Annotated in this window: 16 protein-coding genes; 11 read left to right on the forward strand and 5 right to left on the reverse strand. The window is 62.2% G+C overall.

Features of this window, described 5'->3' with window-relative positions; genetic code table 11:
• Window positions 1–4: 4 nt before the first annotated feature.
• Complete coding sequence (locus ACR9ZC_RS01460) at window positions 5–259, reverse strand: DUF2866 domain-containing protein (protein WP_173256761.1); 255 nt, start codon at window positions 257–259, stop codon at window positions 5–7.
• Window positions 260–827: 568 nt separating this feature from the next.
• Here ACR9ZC_RS01460 and ACR9ZC_RS01465 point away from each other — a divergent pair.
• The 8 genes from ACR9ZC_RS01465 to ACR9ZC_RS01500 all read left to right on the forward strand — a co-directional run bounded on the left by ACR9ZC_RS01465 (window position 828) and on the right by ACR9ZC_RS01500 (window position 5,880).
• Window positions 828–968: a glycine zipper 2TM domain-containing protein gene (locus ACR9ZC_RS01465; RefSeq protein WP_226117038.1), complete on the forward strand. Its 141-nt coding sequence runs from the start codon at window positions 828–830 to the stop codon at window positions 966–968.
• Window positions 969–1,017: 49 nt separating this feature from the next.
• A complete protein-coding gene (locus ACR9ZC_RS01470; protein WP_481578823.1) occupies window positions 1,018–1,176 on the forward strand; it encodes a DUF3309 family protein in 159 nt (52 codons plus the stop codon).
• Between the two features lie 157 nt (window positions 1,177–1,333).
• Entirely contained in the window at window positions 1,334–1,804 is a 471-nt protein-coding gene (locus tag ACR9ZC_RS01475) for a PRC-barrel domain-containing protein (protein ID WP_173256764.1), read from the forward strand.
• Window positions 1,805–1,945: 141 nt separating this feature from the next.
• On the forward strand, window positions 1,946–2,119 hold the full coding sequence (locus tag ACR9ZC_RS01480; RefSeq protein ID WP_481578824.1) for a CsbD family protein: 174 nt from the start codon (window positions 1,946–1,948) through the stop codon (window positions 2,117–2,119).
• Window positions 2,120–2,395: 276 nt separating this feature from the next.
• A complete protein-coding gene (locus tag ACR9ZC_RS01485; RefSeq protein WP_481578825.1) occupies window positions 2,396–3,553 on the forward strand; it encodes a methionine aminotransferase in 1,158 nt (385 codons plus the stop codon).
• 8 nt (window positions 3,554–3,561) lie between these two features.
• Window positions 3,562–4,227, forward strand: coding sequence for a DUF2848 domain-containing protein (locus ACR9ZC_RS01490; protein WP_481578826.1), 666 nt, complete (start codon window positions 3,562–3,564; stop codon window positions 4,225–4,227).
• Window positions 4,228–4,250: 23 nt separating this feature from the next.
• Complete coding sequence (locus ACR9ZC_RS01495) at window positions 4,251–4,640, forward strand: cupin domain-containing protein (protein ID WP_481579683.1); 390 nt, start codon at window positions 4,251–4,253, stop codon at window positions 4,638–4,640.
• Between the two features lie 37 nt (window positions 4,641–4,677).
• Window positions 4,678–5,880, forward strand: coding sequence for an MFS transporter (locus ACR9ZC_RS01500; protein WP_481578827.1), 1,203 nt, complete (start codon window positions 4,678–4,680; stop codon window positions 5,878–5,880).
• Window positions 5,881–5,954: 74 nt separating this feature from the next.
• Here ACR9ZC_RS01500 and ACR9ZC_RS01505 read toward each other — a convergent pair whose 3' ends face one another.
• The 4 genes from ACR9ZC_RS01505 to ACR9ZC_RS01520 all read right to left on the reverse strand — a co-directional run bounded on the left by ACR9ZC_RS01505 (window position 5,955) and on the right by ACR9ZC_RS01520 (window position 11,216).
• Window positions 5,955–7,070, reverse strand: coding sequence for a succinylglutamate desuccinylase/aspartoacylase family protein (locus ACR9ZC_RS01505; RefSeq protein ID WP_481578828.1), 1,116 nt, complete (start codon window positions 7,068–7,070; stop codon window positions 5,955–5,957).
• A gap of 209 nt (window positions 7,071–7,279) precedes the next feature.
• Window positions 7,280–8,062, reverse strand: a complete 783-nt coding sequence (locus ACR9ZC_RS01510; protein WP_481578829.1) for an ABC transporter substrate-binding protein — start codon at window positions 8,060–8,062, stop codon at window positions 7,280–7,282.
• 366 nt (window positions 8,063–8,428) lie between these two features.
• Window positions 8,429–9,895, reverse strand: coding sequence for an NAD-dependent succinate-semialdehyde dehydrogenase (locus tag ACR9ZC_RS01515; protein WP_481578830.1), 1,467 nt, complete (start codon window positions 9,893–9,895; stop codon window positions 8,429–8,431).
• A gap of 31 nt (window positions 9,896–9,926) precedes the next feature.
• Window positions 9,927–11,216, reverse strand: a complete 1,290-nt coding sequence (locus tag ACR9ZC_RS01520; RefSeq protein ID WP_481578831.1) for a 4-aminobutyrate--2-oxoglutarate transaminase — start codon at window positions 11,214–11,216, stop codon at window positions 9,927–9,929.
• A gap of 254 nt (window positions 11,217–11,470) precedes the next feature.
• Here ACR9ZC_RS01520 and ACR9ZC_RS01525 point away from each other — a divergent pair, with 254 nt between their 5' ends.
• The 3 genes from ACR9ZC_RS01525 to ACR9ZC_RS01535 all read left to right on the forward strand — a co-directional run bounded on the left by ACR9ZC_RS01525 (window position 11,471) and on the right by ACR9ZC_RS01535 (window position 18,443).
• The gene (locus ACR9ZC_RS01525) at window positions 11,471–12,508 is read left to right on the forward strand and encodes a M14 family zinc carboxypeptidase (RefSeq protein ID WP_481578832.1); all 1,038 of its coding nucleotides are present in this window, start codon (window positions 11,471–11,473) and stop codon (window positions 12,506–12,508) included.
• Window positions 12,505–13,278, forward strand: coding sequence for an alpha/beta fold hydrolase (locus tag ACR9ZC_RS01530; RefSeq protein ID WP_481578833.1), 774 nt, complete (start codon window positions 12,505–12,507; stop codon window positions 13,276–13,278). The genes ACR9ZC_RS01525 and ACR9ZC_RS01530 overlap by 4 nt, the downstream gene beginning before the upstream one ends.
• A gap of 260 nt (window positions 13,279–13,538) precedes the next feature.
• Window positions 13,539–18,443, forward strand: a complete 4,905-nt coding sequence (locus ACR9ZC_RS01535) for an NAD-glutamate dehydrogenase (protein ID WP_481578834.1) — start codon at window positions 13,539–13,541, stop codon at window positions 18,441–18,443.
• The last annotated feature ends 1 nt before the right edge of the window (window position 18,444 follow it).

Below are 18,444 nucleotides of genomic sequence, written 5' to 3' on the forward strand. Positions count from 1 at the left end.
AAGTTTAGCGCTGTTCGTCGAAATAGACCCGGCCCGGCACGTGCGACGCGACGCACTGCGCGATCTCGCTGTCGGTCAACTCGGCTGGGACCACGCAACGATAGGACGGCGCGTCTTTGGCCATGCTCCATTCGACGAGCCGGTAGGTTCTGCCCCACGGGCGTTGCACGGGCAACGAGACGCGGCAGCTTTGAACGGGCAGCGCGTGCTTGCGCTTGAGCATGGTTCGCAGATGCTTGAACACCGAATCTTCAGTCATTGCCGTTTCCTTCCCAGTGTCGCAGGGATTTGCGCACCGCATGAAGAAGACAAAAAGATGCCGCCGATGTTCCGGCGGCTCAACAGGGGTGGTATGGGGCCATGTTGTCAGCCGAGAATTAAGCCAGACTTAAAAAAGGGGCATCTCCGCATGTGTCACGATGCCCTATCGAGGGCTGGAAGTGCGGATAACACCATGAAACAGAAGGATTTTCGGGTGTCGCCGCGTACGGGCGCGTAACGTCGTGTCACACATTTCAATGTGCGGCTGGAAGCTGCGCATTCATGTCCGACTTCACTCGCCGATCTCGACGTAATTGTTTTCGAAAGTGGTCTTGATTGACGTCCGGGCCGGTACGTTAGCGGACCGACTGCACCCGGCTGATCGGCCACCATGAACTGGCGTTTCGAATTCCGTCGAGATGTCAGGCATGGGCCCGCGTACGTCGTGCAGGACCGGACGGCGCTGCGGCAACCCGAGGGAGAGGGTCATGAGAAAGTTACATTTCGCCGCAGTCGAGATGGCAATGGCAACTATGGCGATTGTCTTGCTGGTGGGTTGCGGCGACATGTCTCGCCGCGGAACGGACACGGTGATCGGTGCGGGTGTCGGCGGCGTTGCCGGCGCAGTCCTGACCGGCGGCAGTGCCTTGGGCACGGTTGGCGGCGCGGCCGTCGGCGGGGTTGTCGGCAATCAGGTTGGGAAATAGTGCTGCCGTATCGCGATACGACCCGCCGAATTGATTGAGGAGAGATGACATGTCGCTGGGATTCATTCTATTGATCGTTGTCGCGCTGCTGCTGGTCGGTGCGATTCCAAGCTGGCGCTATAGCAGCGGCTGGGGTTACGGTCCAAGCGGCGTGCTGGGCTTGGTACTGGTCGTGGTGCTGGTGTTGATACTGCTGGGCAGACTGTGATGCGGTACGGCACCGTACCGACTTCTTAACCGGTTGCGCGCATCGTTGTAGCTCGGTGACCCCGATGCTCCATACCGCGGATATCGAGCGTGATACTCGATCACTGCGCCCCGTCGACCTGCATTGACATGCAGTGAAATGAACTCAGGAGGAAATCATGACGACACCAGACCCGATCCACCGCCCATCGACCAGCGATACCGGTGCCACCATTGTGGGCAGCGGGGCCGGCGAGGGGCCCGGCCCGAACGTCATGGAGGCCGATACGCTGAAGGGTAATAAGCTCTTCACGTCTGACCGGGTCGACATAGGGAAGATTTCCGAAATCATGCTGGATGTGCGCAGCGGCCGCATTGCCTATGCTGTGCTGTCGAGCGGGGGCTTTCTCGGTATCGGTGGAAAACTTTACGCCATTCCATGGAGTGCGTTGACTCTGGATACAGACGAGAAATGCTTCAGGCTGAACGTTACCGCGGACCACATCAAGAACGCACCTGCATTCGATAAGGACCACTGGCCCTCGATGGCCGACGAGCAGTGGGGTTCGTCGCTTCACCAGTTCTACAATCGGCAGCCGTACTGGTTGGGTCCGCGGGACGTTGTGCCCAATCGTCCGCTGGAACACTGACCCACCCGCGCCGACCAAGCGGGAAGCGATAAACGGCCGGCGATTTTCATCCAACGCCGATCCACCGGTTGCGCTTCGTCGAATGGGACGACAACCGATATCGGCAACATCCGCAACACATTTGCGCGTTGGAGACCAACCATGAACAAAGATCAAGTCAAGGGAACGGCAGAGAAGGTCAAAGGCAAGGTGAATGAAGCCATTGGCCGGACGACAGGCAACACAAAACAGGAAATCAAGGGAGACGTGCAGCAAGCGGCCGGTCAGGCGCGAAAGAATCTTGGCGACCTCAAGGAGGCTGTCAAAAAGGCCTGATTACTCACGCGATGGCTGGCGGACGACCACGCAGTAAAACCGCAAACGATCCAACTCGCGGCAGCCATCGCTATCGAGTACGAGCACCCTACGCCGAAATGCGCTTTCCGCCATATGCCCTGTAAGGGCATCGCAAAACAATTCAATGCGCCGCATAAACTTTTTTTGTTTGCCAGGCCGTGCGAGCTGAACGATAGTGTATGGAAATGGGAATATTGTTAAACAAGAAGTGCGGAAGATGCTGACCCAGTCAATAATCAAAAAGAAATCCTACTTATGCATTCAAATTTGCCGCTTGGTAGCGTCAGGTCAAGGCTTCCTCATGTCAAGGGTTCCATATTTTCCGCGTTGAGTCGCGTTGCGAAACAATACGACGCTATCAACCTTTCCCAGGGATTTCCTGATTTCGCCCCCGATCCGAGGTTGCTGGAGTCATTATCGATCGCCACCAAGGGCGGACATAATCAATACGGCATGCCCGAAGGCTCGGAGACGCTGCGCCGCTCAATTGGCCACATGTACGAGGATCTTTATTCGCTGCGGATCTCACCCGACGCTGAGATTACCATTACCGCCGGCGCGACGCAGGCTATTTCCGCGGCTGTGAGTAGTCTCGTTCATCCCGGTGAGGAAGTGATCTTTTTGGCGCCTGCATTCGAATCGTATGCGCCGAGTATTTTGATGGCTGGCGCAACTCCCGTTTGTGTGGACTTGCCCGCGCCTCGTTTCGAAATTGACTGGGAGGAAGTGGAAAGACGCGTCTCTCCACGTACTCGGATGATTATCGTGAATAGCCCGCACAACCCGTCGGGTCGGTGCTGGAATTCAAACGATGTCGATCGGTTGGCGACGCTGGCAGAGCGGTACAGCTTGTTGGTGCTTAGCGATGAGGTCTACCACAACATGGTTTTCGATGGACCTCATATCACCGCGCTTTCCGAGCCGAGGCTACGCGAGCGAACGATCGTGGTTGGCTCGCTGGGTAAAACGATGCACGTGACGGGATGGCGCATCGGGTACGCCGCTGCGGCCGCACCGCTCACGGCTGAGTTGCGCAAGATTCTCCAATTCACTACTTATGCTGCCCCGACTCCCTTGCAGCAGGCGATGGCCGATGTCCTGGATGCTTCCACTTATTTGAGCCTCCCTGCGCTGTTTCGCGGAAAACGCGACCGGTTCCTGGCAGGTTTGCGGGGCTCGCGCTTCGAATTCGTGCCGACGAGCGGCGGATATTTCCAATTACTTGACTATTCGGCTATTTCCAAGGTGCCGGATACTCAATTCGCAGATCTGCTGATCAGCGAGCACGGGGTGGCCGGCCTGCCGGTTTCCGGGTTCGGTGCTCAGTACGCGAATTCACGTTTGTTGCGTTTTTGCTTTGCAAAATCCGACGAGACGATCGACAAGGCTACCCACCTTCTCCGTGCTTTGTAGGGCAAACCATGAAAACCATTCAATTCGATGTTCTTGGCAAAGAACCGCGATCAGTGCAACTCGCTGCGAGCAAACTCACTGTCGCCGGGTGGACGGGGCGTAATTCAGCGCAGGTGCTGCATCATATCAAGGAGTTGGCCGATCTCGGCGTGACTCCGCCGAAGCGCATCCCGACTTTCTACCGAATTTCCCATGCGCTACTTACGACTGACGCCGTCATCGAAACTGTCGGCTCCAGTTCGAGCGGGGAAGCCGAATATTGCCTATTCACGCTGGATGGCGAAATGTACGTTGCGGTTGGCTCCGACCATACCGATCGTGCTCTCGAGGCGCACGAAGTCACGCTCTCCAAGCAAGTATGCGCTAAGCCGATCAGCCGCGATTGTTGGCGATTTTCGGATGTCGAACTCCACTGGGATAGCCTGGTATTGCGCAGCTATATCGAGGAAAACGGCGCAGAAACGGTCTACCAGGAAAGCCCGGTATCGGAGCTGTTGCATCCACGCGAACTGATTTCGAAGCTGGACGCACCGCTACGCGACGGCGAGGTGCTATTCGGGGGCACGGTGCCGGTGAAGGGAGGCATACGTGCCGCGCATGCTATCCGCGTCGAATTACATGATCCCGTGTTGGATCGGACGCTCGTTTGCCAATATCGAACAGAAACGCTTTGATCGAAGAAAAGGAGGATATCGAAATGACAAAGCCGCACCTCGAGTTTGTTGCGCTGGACTTGAACGAGGGTTGGAGCGTGCCGCCTGGCTACCCGGAAGGAATCGAGGAAAAGATACTTTGCGGGTCGCTCGCGGCCCAGGCGCGCACGGGAAGCAGGACACGTTTGTTGCGGTTTGCTCCTGGCGTCTATACTACTTCGCCGTTCGTCCATGATCATTGGGAAGAGGTCTATCTCCTGCAAGGCGATCTGATCGTGGGCAACGATGCAAATGGAAACGGTGGGACCGCATTTCAGCCGCATACGTATGCTTGCCGGCCGCCGGGTGCGTTCCACGGTCCTTTCAAGTCGGAGAGTGGATGTATGTTGCTGGAAATTCACTACTACGCGAACGACGATATCACGTTGATGTAAGTGCCAAGTGTCCGACATGCAAACCAAGCGCGTATCTATGACGACGAATTGTGGAGATAGCCCTGCCGGCTATCTGGACCGTTGGCGATTGCTCAACGCATGGGTGACGATGTACGTGGTGGGCGCGGATCTGTTCATCATGTCGCCGCTCCTGCCCAGTATGGCGAATGCTCTGCATGTGAACGTCGATAGTGCGGGTTGGCTCGTGAGCGTGTTTTCCATCGCCTACGCCGTTGCTTCGCCGTTGATGGGACGCGTCAGCGATAGGTACGGTCGCCGCCGCACGATCTGCTGGGGGCTTTTGGCGTTTGCCGCCGCGAATCTCGGAACGGTCTGCTCGAGCAGCTTCGCGTTGGCATTGCTGAGCCGGATATTCGCCGGCATCTCGGTGTCGGCGATCTCGCCTTCCATCTATGCGGCGGTGGGCGATGCTGCTCCTGAGGGCCGCCGAGCTCACTGGATCTCGATCGCCGTATCGGGTTTGTTGACCGCGCTATGGACCAGCGCCCCGCTAGGTGCATTGCTGGCGCACGTCATGCCTTGGCGAGCGGTCTTTATGCTGTTGTCCGCAGCCGCGTTCATTCTTGCATGGCCCAATTTGCGGCTATGGCCGTCGTCGAAGCCTGTCGGCGGTCGCGCGTCGAGAATGCGGGTCCCGTTGCGCGCGGCCGTTTCGGCAGTTTCACCGATGGTCGCGTGGGGGGCTGCCTTGTACGGCTTGTACACCTACCTGGGCACAGGATTGACGGTGAATACGTCGCTGTCGGCCTCAGCAGTATCGCTATGCTTCATTGGCTGGGGTGTCGGTGCCATTTTGGGTAATCACTTGGGCGGATGGGGCGCGGACAAGATCGGCGTACATTTCACCGCCATAGCCAGCTTGTGCGGTATGGCAGTGGCGATGTGGCTACTTGGCATGGGACTGCGCGGTGCAATGGGCGGAGCGGTGCTTGCCGCAACGCTGTGCCTGCTTGCGCTCGTCTCCTACCCATTTCAACCGGCCCAACAGACTCGATTGGTTCAGTGGGGGCAATCGACCAAAGCGTCGTTACTCGCATGGAACAGCAGCGCGCTGTACCTGGGTATGACGATCGGCTCCGCGTTTGACGGCTATGTCATGAAGCACTGGTCATTTCATGCCTTGCCTTATGCCGGGATGGCCATCGCTGCCGCCGGCGCGGCGTTGTCCTTGATCGCGCAGAGCGCTTTCCGTTCGGACGCCGCGGTCAGCGCTGCCTGATCGAGCCTGCCTTCTCACTGACCGTCGCGGCCGCTACCTTTTCCACGAGATCATCGGCAACGCCACCTACGCACCTACGCCGAAAGCAGGCTTCCCGTACGGAAAGGCGTTGCCCCCGCAATGCGCGCAACCTCCATCCCCGCCGTGGCAAAGCGCGTTTTGTGCCGCGCATACATCACGCCGGCCATCGTATTGCGGATCGTCGCGACACGATCGCCGAGCGGATCGACGATATCGGCAATTTCCTGGTGAGGCTCGACCCAGCTCCCCACCGGTACGCGAAACACGAGCACGCCCGACATCGGCGCCACGAGCGGCTCGCTGCCGGCAAGCGGCGTGGCCGGGTGCGCGAGCGGCGGCAGGTGCGCGGGCGTGCCGTCTATCACGCCGCGATGCGTCAGGTATTCGAGGATGGCCTGCGAATCGTGCTCCGCATGGGAGTACGAGACGTCGGCTTGCCCGCGCAACTCGACGGTGACCGAAATCGAGCCGTTCGGAATCGGGTAACGGTCTTCATAGCGCGTGCGCAACTCGGACCAGCAAAAGCTATGAATCTCGTCGAACGGGTTGCCGATCGAATTGAGCGCGAGCAGCGATGCTTTCGCATCGAGGTAGCGCGCGAGCGGTTCGACGTCGGGCCAGAGGTCCGGGTTCGTATACAGATGCATCGCGCCTTCGAAGTCGCAATGCAGATCGAGCACGATGTCGGCATCGTACGAAAGGCGCTGCAGCGCGAGCCGCTGCGATTCCAGTTCGGTATGCGGGACCTGTTCTGCCAGCGCGTCGCGCATGGCGCCGCGGATGGTCGTCAGATTGGCGCCGATATCGCCCGACAGGCGGCCTTCGATGCGCGGCGTGACGAGCGCGGCGAGATCGTGAAAGCCGCGGTTGAAGTTGCTTGCGCTAGAGGTCTCGAAGCGGCCGATATGCTGGCCGAGCAGATGCTGATTGAGCCCGATCGGGTTCGGCACCGGCACGACGACGATTTCGCCACGCAGCTTGGCCGCAGCCTCGAGAGCCGCCAGCTTGCGCCGCAGCGCCCACGATACGAGCATGCCCGGCAGCTCGTCCGCATGCAGCGACGACTGAATGTAGATCTTTTGCGCGCCCGCGGGCCCGTAATGAAAGCTCTGCAGATGCCGCTCGGTGCCGAGCGCGGGGGAGATCAACGGATGGGTCTGTATTTGCATGTTTCCTGGCGCCACGGTTGGAACAAACGTTGGACAGGCGTGCCCCGCCTGTTAGACGCGAGAGATGAATGACAAACAGGTCACGATTGTACGCCGGGCGCGAAGCGCTGCGAACTGCCAAGCAAAAGGGGCTCCGTGCAATACGGAGCCCCCTGGCGGTACCTACGACGCAACGAGTCATCAAGCGGCGCGATCGGCGCCGCCGGGCATCACTTGCCGTAGACGTCGAAGTCGAAGTATTGTTTCTCGATCTTTTGGTAGGTGCCGTCCTTGCGGATATCGGCGATCGCCTTGTCGATCTTCGCCTTCAGATCCGTGTCTTCCTTGCGCAGACCGATGCCGGCGCCTTCACCGAGGGTCTTCGGGTCGTTCAGATCGTTGCCGACGACCTGAAAGCCCGCGCCGCGCGGCGTCTTCAGGAAGCCGATCTCAGCCTGCACCTTGTCTTGCAACGCCGCATCGAGGCGCCCGGAAAGCAGATCCTGATAGACCTGATCCTGGTTCTGGTACGGCTGGACCTTCACGCCTTGACTCGCCCAGTGCGCTTTCGCATAGGCTTCCTGGATCGTGCCTTGCTCGACGCCCACGGTTTTGCCCTTGAGCGCTTCGGCCGTCGGCAGAATAGGCGGGCCCTTCTTCGCCACGAGCGCGGTCGGCGTATTGAAGAGTTTCGAAGAGAACGCGATTTCCTTTTCACGCTGCGGCGTCATCGTCATTGACGACAACACGCCGTCGAACTTCTTCGCCTTCAATGCGGGGATCATGCCGTCGAAGTCGTTTTCGACCCACACGCACTTGGCGTTCAGGCGTTTGCAGATTTCATTGCCCATATCGATATCGAAGCCTTTGAGCTTGCCGTCCGCGCCTTTCGATTCGAACGGGGGATAGCTCGCATCGACGCCGAAACGGATCGTGGACCAGTCTTTGGCGTGCGCCACACCCGCGGAAACGGCGCATGCGGCAATGGCTACGGCGGCTATGAATTTTTTCACGGTGACTCCTCGAAGCAGTTCGATCGACCCCTGATGCGCGGTTGTGCCGCGCGAAGGGGCGGTGGGATTTATCAAGGCTGTTGGCGTGCGCCAGCCAGCGCGGCGCCAAGCATACCAAACCAAAAATAATGGCCGCGCTAGTAGACACCGGATGGCCGATCGATGCAACGTTTGGAAAGAAACTTCGAGTCTCCGCTCGAATGGCCCGGCGAGACGCCGAATCGATAAAAATCAAATGCGGCAGATAGTTAGCAGACCGAGGCAATCGGTTGCCGCAGGAAAAGATTGGAAAGGTATGTGTCGCGCCGGCGCAAAAAAGTTTTCAGGAGTCGAGCTATTTTTGCGCCGGCGGAAAGGGCGGCAGGGTCAAATACCGAGGCAAAGATACTTGATGACGGTGTACTCGTCGATGCCGTAATGCGAGCCTTCTCGTCCGACGCCCGATTGCTTGACGCCGCCGAAAGGTGCGACTTCGTTCGAAATGATGCCCGTATTGATGCCGACCATCCCGTATTCGAGCGCCTCGGCCACGCGCCAGACGCGTGCAATGTCGCGGCTAAAGAAGTAAGCCGCGAGGCCGAATTCGGTATCGTTGGCCATTCGGATCACTTCGTCGTCCGAACTGAATTTGAACAGCGGGGCGACAGGGCCGAACGTCTCCTCCTTGGCGAGTTGCATGGCGCCTGTTACGCCGGTCAGCACCGTCGGTTCGAAGAACGTCTGCCCGAGCGCATGGCGTTTGCCTCCGGTGGCGACGCGTGCGCCTTTCGAAAGCGCATCGGCGATATGAGCTTCGACCTTACGCACGGCCGCTTCGTTGATGAGCGGCCCTTGCATGACGCCATCTTCGGTACCGCGGCCCACTTTGAGCTGTTCGACCGCGGCGCGCAGCTTGTCGGCGAACGCATCGTAGACGCGCTCATGTACGTAGAGACGATTCGCGCATACGCAGGTCTGGCCGCTGTTTCGATACTTCGAAGCGATCGCGCCTGCCACGGCGGCGTCGAGATCGGCGTCGTCGAATACGATGAAGGGCGCGTTGCCGCCCAATTCGAGCGAGAGCTTCTTGACCGTCGACGCGCACTGCGCCATCAACAGCCGGCCCACGCCCGTCGAACCGGTGAACGACAGTTTGCGCACGAGGGCATTGCCCGTCATCTCGGCACCGATTTCCTTCGGCTCGCCCGTGACGATGCTGAGCACGCCCTTGGGCAGCCCGGCACGCTCGGCGAGCACGGCCAGCGCGAGCGCCGAAAGCGGCGTGGCCTCCGCGGGCTTGACGACGATCGGGCAGCCCGCCGCGAGTGCCGGTCCGACCTTGCGCGTGATCATCGCCGCCGGGAAATTCCAGGGGGTAATGGCGGCGCACACGCCGACGGGCTCCTTGACGATGACGATGCGCTTGTCGTTCGTGGGGCTCGGGATCGTATCGCCGTAGACGCGCTTCGCTTCCTCGCCGAACCATTCGAGGAACGACGCGGCGTACTGGATTTCGCCTTTGGCTTCGGCAAGCGGCTTGCCTTGCTCCGCCGTCATGATGCGCGCGAGGTCGTCGGCGTTGTCGAGCATCGACTGATACCACTTGCGCAGGATCGCTGCGCGCGCCTTGGCCGGCTGCGCACGCCATGCGGGCCATGCTGCATTGGCGGCTTCGATCGCACGACGCGTTTCCGCGCTGCCCATCTTCGGCACCGTGGCAAGCACTTGGCCTGTCGCCGGATTGCGTACCTCGAACGTGCTGCCGTCATCGGCGCGTTGCCACTCGCCGGCAAGAAATGCGTGACCTTTCAGCAGCGAGGGGTCTTTCAGGTCGATTGATTCGAATGTGTCCATGTCAACTCCATTGAGCTGCGAAGTGCACCGGTTAGGCCAAGGCCCCGACGCTTTCGTTCAACGCCTCTTCGAGCAGGCCGAGCGCTTCGCTGAATACGGGCTCCTCGATGGTGAGAGGAAACAGGAAACGAATGACATTGCCGTGCGTGCCGCAGACGAGCAACAAGAGGCCGCGTTCGAGCGCGCGTTGCTGAACGCGCTTGGCGAATGCCGCATCGGGCTCGCGCGTACCGGGTGCGAGAAATTCGGCGGCAATCATCGCGCCGGGACCGCGCACCTCGGCGAGCTGCGGCACCGCGGCCTTCAGCGTCTCGAGCCGATCCTTCAGGCGATTGCCGAGCGTGGTCGCGCGTTCGCAAAGATGCTCTTCGTCGATGATATCGAGCACGGCGTGTGCGGCCGCCACGGCGAGCGGATTGCCGGCGTAGGTGCCGCCGAGTCCACCCGGCGCCGCGGCGTCCATGACATCGGCGCGGCCCACGACGCCCGATAGCGGCATTCCGCCGGCCAGACTCTTGGCCATCGTCGTCAGATCGGCGGTAACGTCATAATGCTCCATCGCAAAGAGCTTGCCCGTGCGCGCAAAACCCGTTTGCACTTCGTCGGCGATCAGCAGGATGCCGTGCGCGTCGCAGATACGGCGCAAGCCGCGCACGAAGTCCGCCGGCGCGGGATAGAAGCCGCCTTCGCCCTGCACGGGTTCGAAAATGATCGCCGCAACGCGTGCCGGGTCGATGTCCGATTTGAAGAGGCCTTCGAGCGAGCGCAGTGCATCGGCGGTGCTTACGCCGTGCAGCGGAGTGGGGAACGGGGCATGAAACACGTCGGAAGGAAACGGCCCGAAGCCGAGCTTGTAGGGCGCGACCTTGCCGGTGAGGGCCATGCCCATCAGCGTGCGTCCGTGAAACCCGCCCGCGAACGCGATGACACCGGGGCGCCCCGTGGCGGCGCGTGCGATTTTGACGGCGTTTTCGACGGCTTCCGCGCCCGTCGTGAAAAACGCGGTCTTTTTGGCGAACGCGCCCGGCGCCCGCTGGTTGATCTTTTCGGCGAGTTCGACATACGACGCATAGGGTACGATCTGATACGCCGTGTGCGTGAAGCAATCGAGTTGCTCGCGAATGGCGGCGACCAGGCGCGGGTGCCGATGTCCCGTGTTGACCACGGCGATGCCCGCGGCGAAATCGATGAAGCGGCGACCTTCGACGTCCCAGAGCTCGGCATTCTCGGCGCGGGCTGCGTAAAAGTCGCACATCACACCGACGCCGCGCGGCGTGGCGGCATCCTTGCGTGCCTTCAGTTCGTCATTTCGGTTCGTCATCGTGTTCTCCTGGTCCGATGCAGAGCGGTCGCTTCGCGGGTACGGCGACTATAGCTAGCTTTGGCTCTCATAATCAGAACCATTTTTGCGGAAACGATGGAGCCAATTGGCGCAATGACGCGGGGCGAGGGGAGGCCGATCGCTACCGATACGGGCGCAGGCGCTCGCACACCAACATTGGGCGGTTTCCTGCGTGCCATCCGACCTATATTGGACGTACCGCCCATTCATATTTCGATGCTCGGCCCCGAGCGATGACGACAACCGTAACCTCCGTGCCCGAGACGAGCTTTGCCGAATACGAGGATCTGAAGTCGATCCTCGACGCCGGCAGCCGTCGCATGACGATCGAAATCGTCGGCGAAGTGCACGCTGAAGGCCGGCGGTTCGCCGTCCACGTCGCCACGCTGGGCTCGACGGATCCGCTCGCCCCAACGATCGGACTCTTCGCCGGCATCCACGGCCTCGAGCGAATCGGCACGCAGCTCGTGCTCGATTACATGCGCGTGCTGCTATGCCGGCTCGAGTGGGACGAGCTGCTTTATACGCAGCTCCAACGCATTCGGTTCGTCTTCATGCCGATCGTCAACCCGGGCGGCATGTGGGCGATGCGGCGCTCGAATCCGAACGGTGTGGATCTCATGCGCAATGCACCGCATAACGCCGAAGGGCGCGTGCCGTTTTTGGCCGGTGGCCAGCGCATCGGGCCCTGGCTGCCGTGGTACCGCGGTCGCGGCGGCGCGCCGATGGAACTCGAGGCTGCGTTGATGCTGCGCGTCGTCGAAGAACAGCTGCTCTCGCGCCCACTCAGCTTCGCGCTCGATTGCCACTCCGGTTATGGCTTTCGCGACAGCATCTGGTTCCCCTACGCCAAATCGACGCGGCGCATCGAACATCTTCCGGAAATGTTTGCGTTGAAGGGGATGCTCGAAGGCGCTCATCCGCATCATCGCTATCTGTTCGAGCCGCAGAGCCTCCAATATCTGTCGCATGGCGATTTGTGGGACTACGCTTACGACCGCGCGCGGGCGCCGGCCGTTTTCCTGCCGTTGACGCTCGAATTGGGATCGTGGCTGTGGATCAGGAAGAATCCGCTGCAGGTGCTCAAGCGCGAAGGGATATTCAATCCGGTGAAGGCACACCGCACCGAGCGCGTACTGCGCCGGCACACCGATCTGCTCGATTTTCTCGCGCGCGCCGCTTATGCGGCCCCGGGCTGGCTGCCGCAGGGTGCCGAGCGGCAACAGACGATGACGCGCGCCATCGAACATTGGTACAGGCGGCGGCATTGAGCACGTGGATCCTGCTGCGCGGCCTCGCACGCGAATCGCGTCATTGGGCGGAGTTTCCCTCGCAATTGCGGGCGGCAGGGCTCGATGGCGACATCGTCTGTGTCGATTTGCCCGGCTGCGGCGTGCATGCGCCCGTCAAGGTGCCGTCGAGTGTGCGCGCGATGACGGAGCGCGTCCGTGCCGATGTCGCCTCGCGTGGCCATGAGCCGCCTTTTCGAATCGTCGGCCTCTCGCTCGGTGCAATGGTGGCGGTTGCGTGGGCGCAGAACTGGTCCGCCGAGATCGAGCGGCTGGTATTGATCAATACGAGCATGCGGCCGTTCAGCGGGCCGTTGATGCGCCTGCGCGTGGGCGCCTGGCCGATGCTGGTGCGGGCCGCGATTGGCTGGCGAGGCCGCCGTGCGGCCGAAGCGGCGATTCACGCACTGACGTGCGAGCGGCGCGATCGCTACGATACGGACCTGGCGGTCTGGATTGCGATCTATCGCAGCGCGCCCGTGACCCCGGCCAACGCGCTACGGCAGCTCTGGGCCGCGGCGCGATTCGAAGCCGCGCCCGCGGCGCCGGCGTGCCCCACGCTCGTTCTTGCATCGAGGGCGGACCGGCTCGTCCATCCCGATTGCTCGCGTGCGCTTGCGCGTGCCTGGGGCGCGGCGTACCGCGAACATCCGTGGGCGGGGCATGACTTGCAGCATGACGATGCCGCATGGCTGGCCGAGGTGATCCGGGCGTGGGTCAGTGAGGACGAGTTGCGAACGGTGCGTTCGTAGGCTTCCCATAGCTTAGCTGCTAAGTCTCCGACCGACGAGATCGTGTCGCCGCGTTTGCACGGCTACCATGGCATCTGGTGCGTACCGGCGAGTCCGTACCGCATTAGGGACGGGGCCCTGTCGGCCATCCGTTACGCGCGGGAGGAAGGGATTCCGTTGCTCGGCACGCCTTTTCGTCGCCAAGCCGGCGCATAATCCGAATGGCCGTACGCATGCCCGGTAGCCCGATTGTCTGCAGCGCCCTGGTCGCGGAGGACTCCATGCTAGCGAAGAACGAAGATGCCGTCGCACACCTGCTGGCCGATGTCGTCGACTATGCAAGAGGACGATGGCCGGCCGAGGCGTTCGCTCCGATTGAATCGTTTTTGCGTTTCTATTACGAACTCGTCGATGTGCAGGACCTTCAAAGCCGCTCGCTTGCCGATCTTTACGGCGCGGCAATGGCGCATTGGCAGACGGCCAGGAAGTTCGTGTCCGGCTCTCATCTGCTTCGTATCTATAACCCCGTCGTGGACGAGCACGGCTGGCATTCCGACCATACCGTCATCGAGATCGTCAACGACGATATGCCGTTTCTCGTCGATTCGGTCACGATGGAGGTCAATCGATGCGGATTGACGCTGCATTCGGCCATTCACCCGGTCTTTCGCGTCTGGCGCGACGCAGCAGGCGAAATCGAGCGCATCGAGCCCGGCGTTGCCGGTCAACGTGACGACGAGGCAGTGCACAAAGCGCGCCTCGAATCGTTCATTCACTTCGAAATCGATCGCTGCGGCGATGCCGCGCGCCTGGCGGAACTGCGCGCCAATATCTCGCGCGTGCTCGGCGATGTGCGCGCCGCCGTCGAAGACTGGCCGCGCATGATCGCCACGGCCCGCCAGACCATCAAGAGCATGGCGGCGCGCGAATCGAGTGCGGATACCACCGAAGCGCGCGCATTCCTCGAATGGATGGTGGCCGACCATTTCACGTTTCTCGGCCAGCGCGACTATGCGCTCGTGCCGCACGACGCTGGGCTCGGGCTGCGCGCCGTGCCCGGCACGGGGGCCGGCATCCTGCGCGCGAGCGATGCAGCGGAGGTGACGCCGTTGCCGCCCTCGGCCACGGCCACGGCCATCATCGGCGACGCGATGCCGATCTTTCTGACCAAAGCCAATTCGCGCGCCACGGTGCACCGGCCGGGCTACCTCGATTATGTGGGCGTGAAACTCGTAGGGGACGATGGGAAGGTGGTCGGCGAGCGGCGCTTTCTCGGTCTTTACACGTCGACGGCTTATACCGACGCGAGTGCCGATATTCCGATCGTGCGGCGCAAATGCGCAAACATCATGCGCCGCGCCGGCTTTCTCGCGAAAGGTCACCTCCATAAATCGCTCGTGACCGTGCTCGAGCAATACCCGCGCGACGAGCTGTTCCAGGCCAACGAGGACGACCTCTACGACATCGCCCTCGGCATCCTGCGACTTCAGGAGCACCAGCGCACGCGGCTGTTCGTGCGGCGCGATCGCTTCGAGCGCTTCGTCTCGTGCCTCGTCTTCGTGCCGCGCGAAAAGTACAACACCGATTTGCGGCGCCGCATGGCCAAGCTGCTCGCGGGCGCGTACAACGGCACGAGCGTCGAGTTCACGCCGCTGTTGTCGGAATCGCCGCTGGCACGCATTCATATCGTGGTGAGGGCGGGCACAGGCGCCTTGCCGCAAGTCGATACGGTGGAGCTCGAGACTCGGCTTGTCCAAGTGACGCGCCGCTGGCAGGACGACCTTGCCGATGCGCTGCTCGAGCGATTCGGCGAAGAGGCCGGTAACCGCCTGCTGCAGCGCTATGGCGAATCGTTTCCGGCCGGCTATCGCGAGGACTACGCGGCGCGCACGGCAGTGCGCGATATCGAATTGATCGAAGCGGCGCGCGAGGGTCAGGCATTGGCCATGAACCTCTATCGTCCGATCGAGGCGTCCTCGCGTGCGTTTCGTTTCAAGGTCTATCGCATCGGGCAATCGATCGCGCTTTCACGCAGCCTGCCGATGCTCGAACACCTCGGCGTGCGAGTGGACGAAGAGCGTCCGTATCTGATCGAGCCTCAGGGCGCGACGGCGGCCTGGGTGCACGACTTCGGTCTCGAGCTGACCGACGATGTCGAGTTCGACATCGAGCGCGTCAAGGCGCTGTTCGAAAATGCGTTCGCCAACGTATGGGCGGGCGCGATCGAGAACGACGACTTCAACCGGCTCGTGTTGCGCGCGCAGCTCGATGCGCGCGAAGTATCGATTCTGCGCGCTTATGCGAAGTATTTGCGGCAAGTCGGCTCCACGTTCAGCGATGCCTATATCGAGCGTGCGGTGACGGGCAACCCGGCGCTGGCGCGTCAGCTCGTCGAGCTCTTTCTCGCGCGCTTCGATCCCGCGCTCGACGGCTCGCGCGAGCGCCGCACGGCACAGTTGCTCGACGCGATCGGCGCCGCACTCGATCAGGTGCCCAACCTCGACGAGGACAGGATTCTGAGGCAGTTTCTCGGCGTCATGACGGCGACGGTGCGCACGAACTACTTCCGGCGCGATAGCCATGGCGAGCCGTTGCCGTACGTCTCGTTCAAGCTCGATCCGTCGCGCGTGCCGGGGCTGCCCGAGCCGAAACCGATGTTCGAGATCTGGGTCTATTCACCGCGCGTCGAAGGCGTGCATTTGCGAGGGGGGCGCGTGGCGCGCGGCGGTCTGCGCTGGTCCGATCGGCGCGAGGATTTCCGCACGGAAGTTTTGGGCCTCATGAAAGCCCAGATGGTGAAGAACTCCGTGATCGTGCCGGTGGGCTCGAAAGGGGGCTTCGTCGTCAAGAATCCGCCGTCAGCCGCCGACCGAGAAGCGTTCGTGCGAGAAGGCGTGTCGTGCTACCGCACGTTCCTGCGCGGGCTGCTCGACGTGACGGACAACCGCACGCCCGGCGGGATCGTGCCGCCGCCCGAAGTCGTGCGCCACGATACGGATGATCCCTATCTCGTCGTCGCGGCGGACAAGGGCACCGCGACGTTTTCCGACTACGCCAATGCGATCGCGCGCGAGTACGGTTTCTGGCTCGACGATGCGTTCGCCTCGGGCGGCTCGGTCGGATACGACCACAAGAAGATGGGCATCACGGCGCGCGGCGCGTGGGAATCGGTCAAGCGGCATTTCCGCGAAATGGGCGTCGATACGCAGACGACCGATTTCACGGTCGTGGGTGTCGGCGACATGTCGGGCGACGTCTTCGGCAACGGGATGCTGCTTTCGCGTCATATCCGCCTCGTTGCGGCATTCGATCATCGGCACATCTTTCTCGATCCCGATCCGGACGCGGAGGCGAGCTTCGCCGAACGCGCGCGCCTCTTCGGGCTCGAGCGATCGAGCTGGGCGGACTACGATACGGCCCGCATCTCGGCGGGCGGGGGCGTCTACCCGCGCAGCGCGAAGACGATTCCGCTTTCGCCCGCCGTGCGTGCGGTACTGGGCACGGAGGCGCCCACGCTCGCGCCGAACGAGCTCATTCGGGCCATTTTGCTGGCGCCTGTCGACCTGCTGTACAACGGCGGGATCGGCACCTACGTGAAAGCGACGCGGGAAACGCATGCGCAAGTGGGTGACCGCGCCAGCGATGGAGTGCGCGTGAACGGTGCGGACTTGCGCGCGAAAGTGGTCGCGGAAGGCGGCAATCTGGGACTCACGCAACTGGGGCGGATCGAGTACGCCCTCAAAGGCGGCCGCGTCAATACCGATGCGATCGACAACTCCGCGGGCGTCGACTGCTCGGACCACGAGGTCAATATCAAGATTTTGCTGGGACTCGTCGTGGCCGAAGGCGAGCTCACGGAGAAACAGCGCAACGCGCTGCTCGCGGAGATGACCGACGAGGTGGGCGAACTCGTGCTGCGCGACAACTATCAGCAAACGCAGGCGCTCTCCATCGCGGGACGTCATTCGGCGGAGCGCCTCGATGCCGAAGTGCGCCTCATGCGTTCGCTCGAGCGCGCCGGACGCCTCAATCGCGTCATCGAATTCTTGCCGACCGACGAGGAAATCGCCGAGCGCCAATCGGCGCATCTCGGCCTCACGTCGCCCGAGCGCGCCGTGCTGTTCGCCTACAGCAAGATGTGGCTCTTCGACGAATTGCTGGACTCCGATCTGCCCGAGGATCCGCTCGTCGCCGACTTCTTTCGAGATTACTTTCCGAAGCCGCTGCAGGTGCGGTTTGCAGCCGCGAGCGAGCGGCACCCGCTCAAGCGCGAAATCCTCGCCACGCATGTGGCCAACGTGCTCGTCAATCGCCTCGGGTGCGCGTTCGTGCATCGGCTGCAGGAAGAGACCGATTCGAAAGCCAGCGATATCGCGCGCGCGACGATCGTCGCGCGCGATGTCTTTCACGTCGACGCGCTCTGGCGCCGGATCGATGCCCTCGACAACCGCATTGCCGGCGACGTGCAAGCGCGCATGTTCGTCGAGGTGGCGCGGCTCGTCGAGCATGCGGCCCTCTGGTTCCTGCGGCAGATGCAGGCCGGCGGCGTCGCGCGAGAGGGGGCGGACGCTGCGGCGGGCGGTCCCGCGGCGCGCGGTGGCGCGGCGGGCGCACCCGTGGCAGCACTCGTGGAGCGTTGCCGCGAGGCGGTCGAACGCTTGTCCTCACAGCTCGAGCAGCTGCTGCCCGCCGCGGATCGCGAGGCCCTTTCGCAACGCAAACAGTCGCTCGAATCGGCCGGCGTGGATGGCGAACTCGCGACCTACGTCGCGCGCGGCGACATCTCGGCTTCGCTGCTCGATATCGCCGATATCGCGGCGACGACGGGCGAGCCGCTGGAACTCGTCGCCGGGGTATATTTCGCACTCGGCACCGTGTTGAACTACGGCTTCATTTCCGAACGCGCGAACGCGCTCCCCACGCCGACGCACTGGGACGTTCTTGCGCGCGCCGCGGCACTGACGGAATTTGCGCGGCTCAAGCGTACGTTGACCGCCAGTGCGCTCGCTCAAACGGACGCCCAGAGCAAGCGGCCCGAAGCCATCGCCGAGGCGTGGCAGGAAAGGCGCGTCGTGCCGCTCGAACGCTACGGCCGGCTGCTGGCCGAGCAGCGTGCGGGCGGCGGCGCGAGTCTCTCCATGCTGCTCGTGCTGGTGCGGGAAATCGCGGCGCTCGAGCGGGCGTAGT

This window comes from Trinickia sp. HAY1-2D (assembly GCF_056754935.1).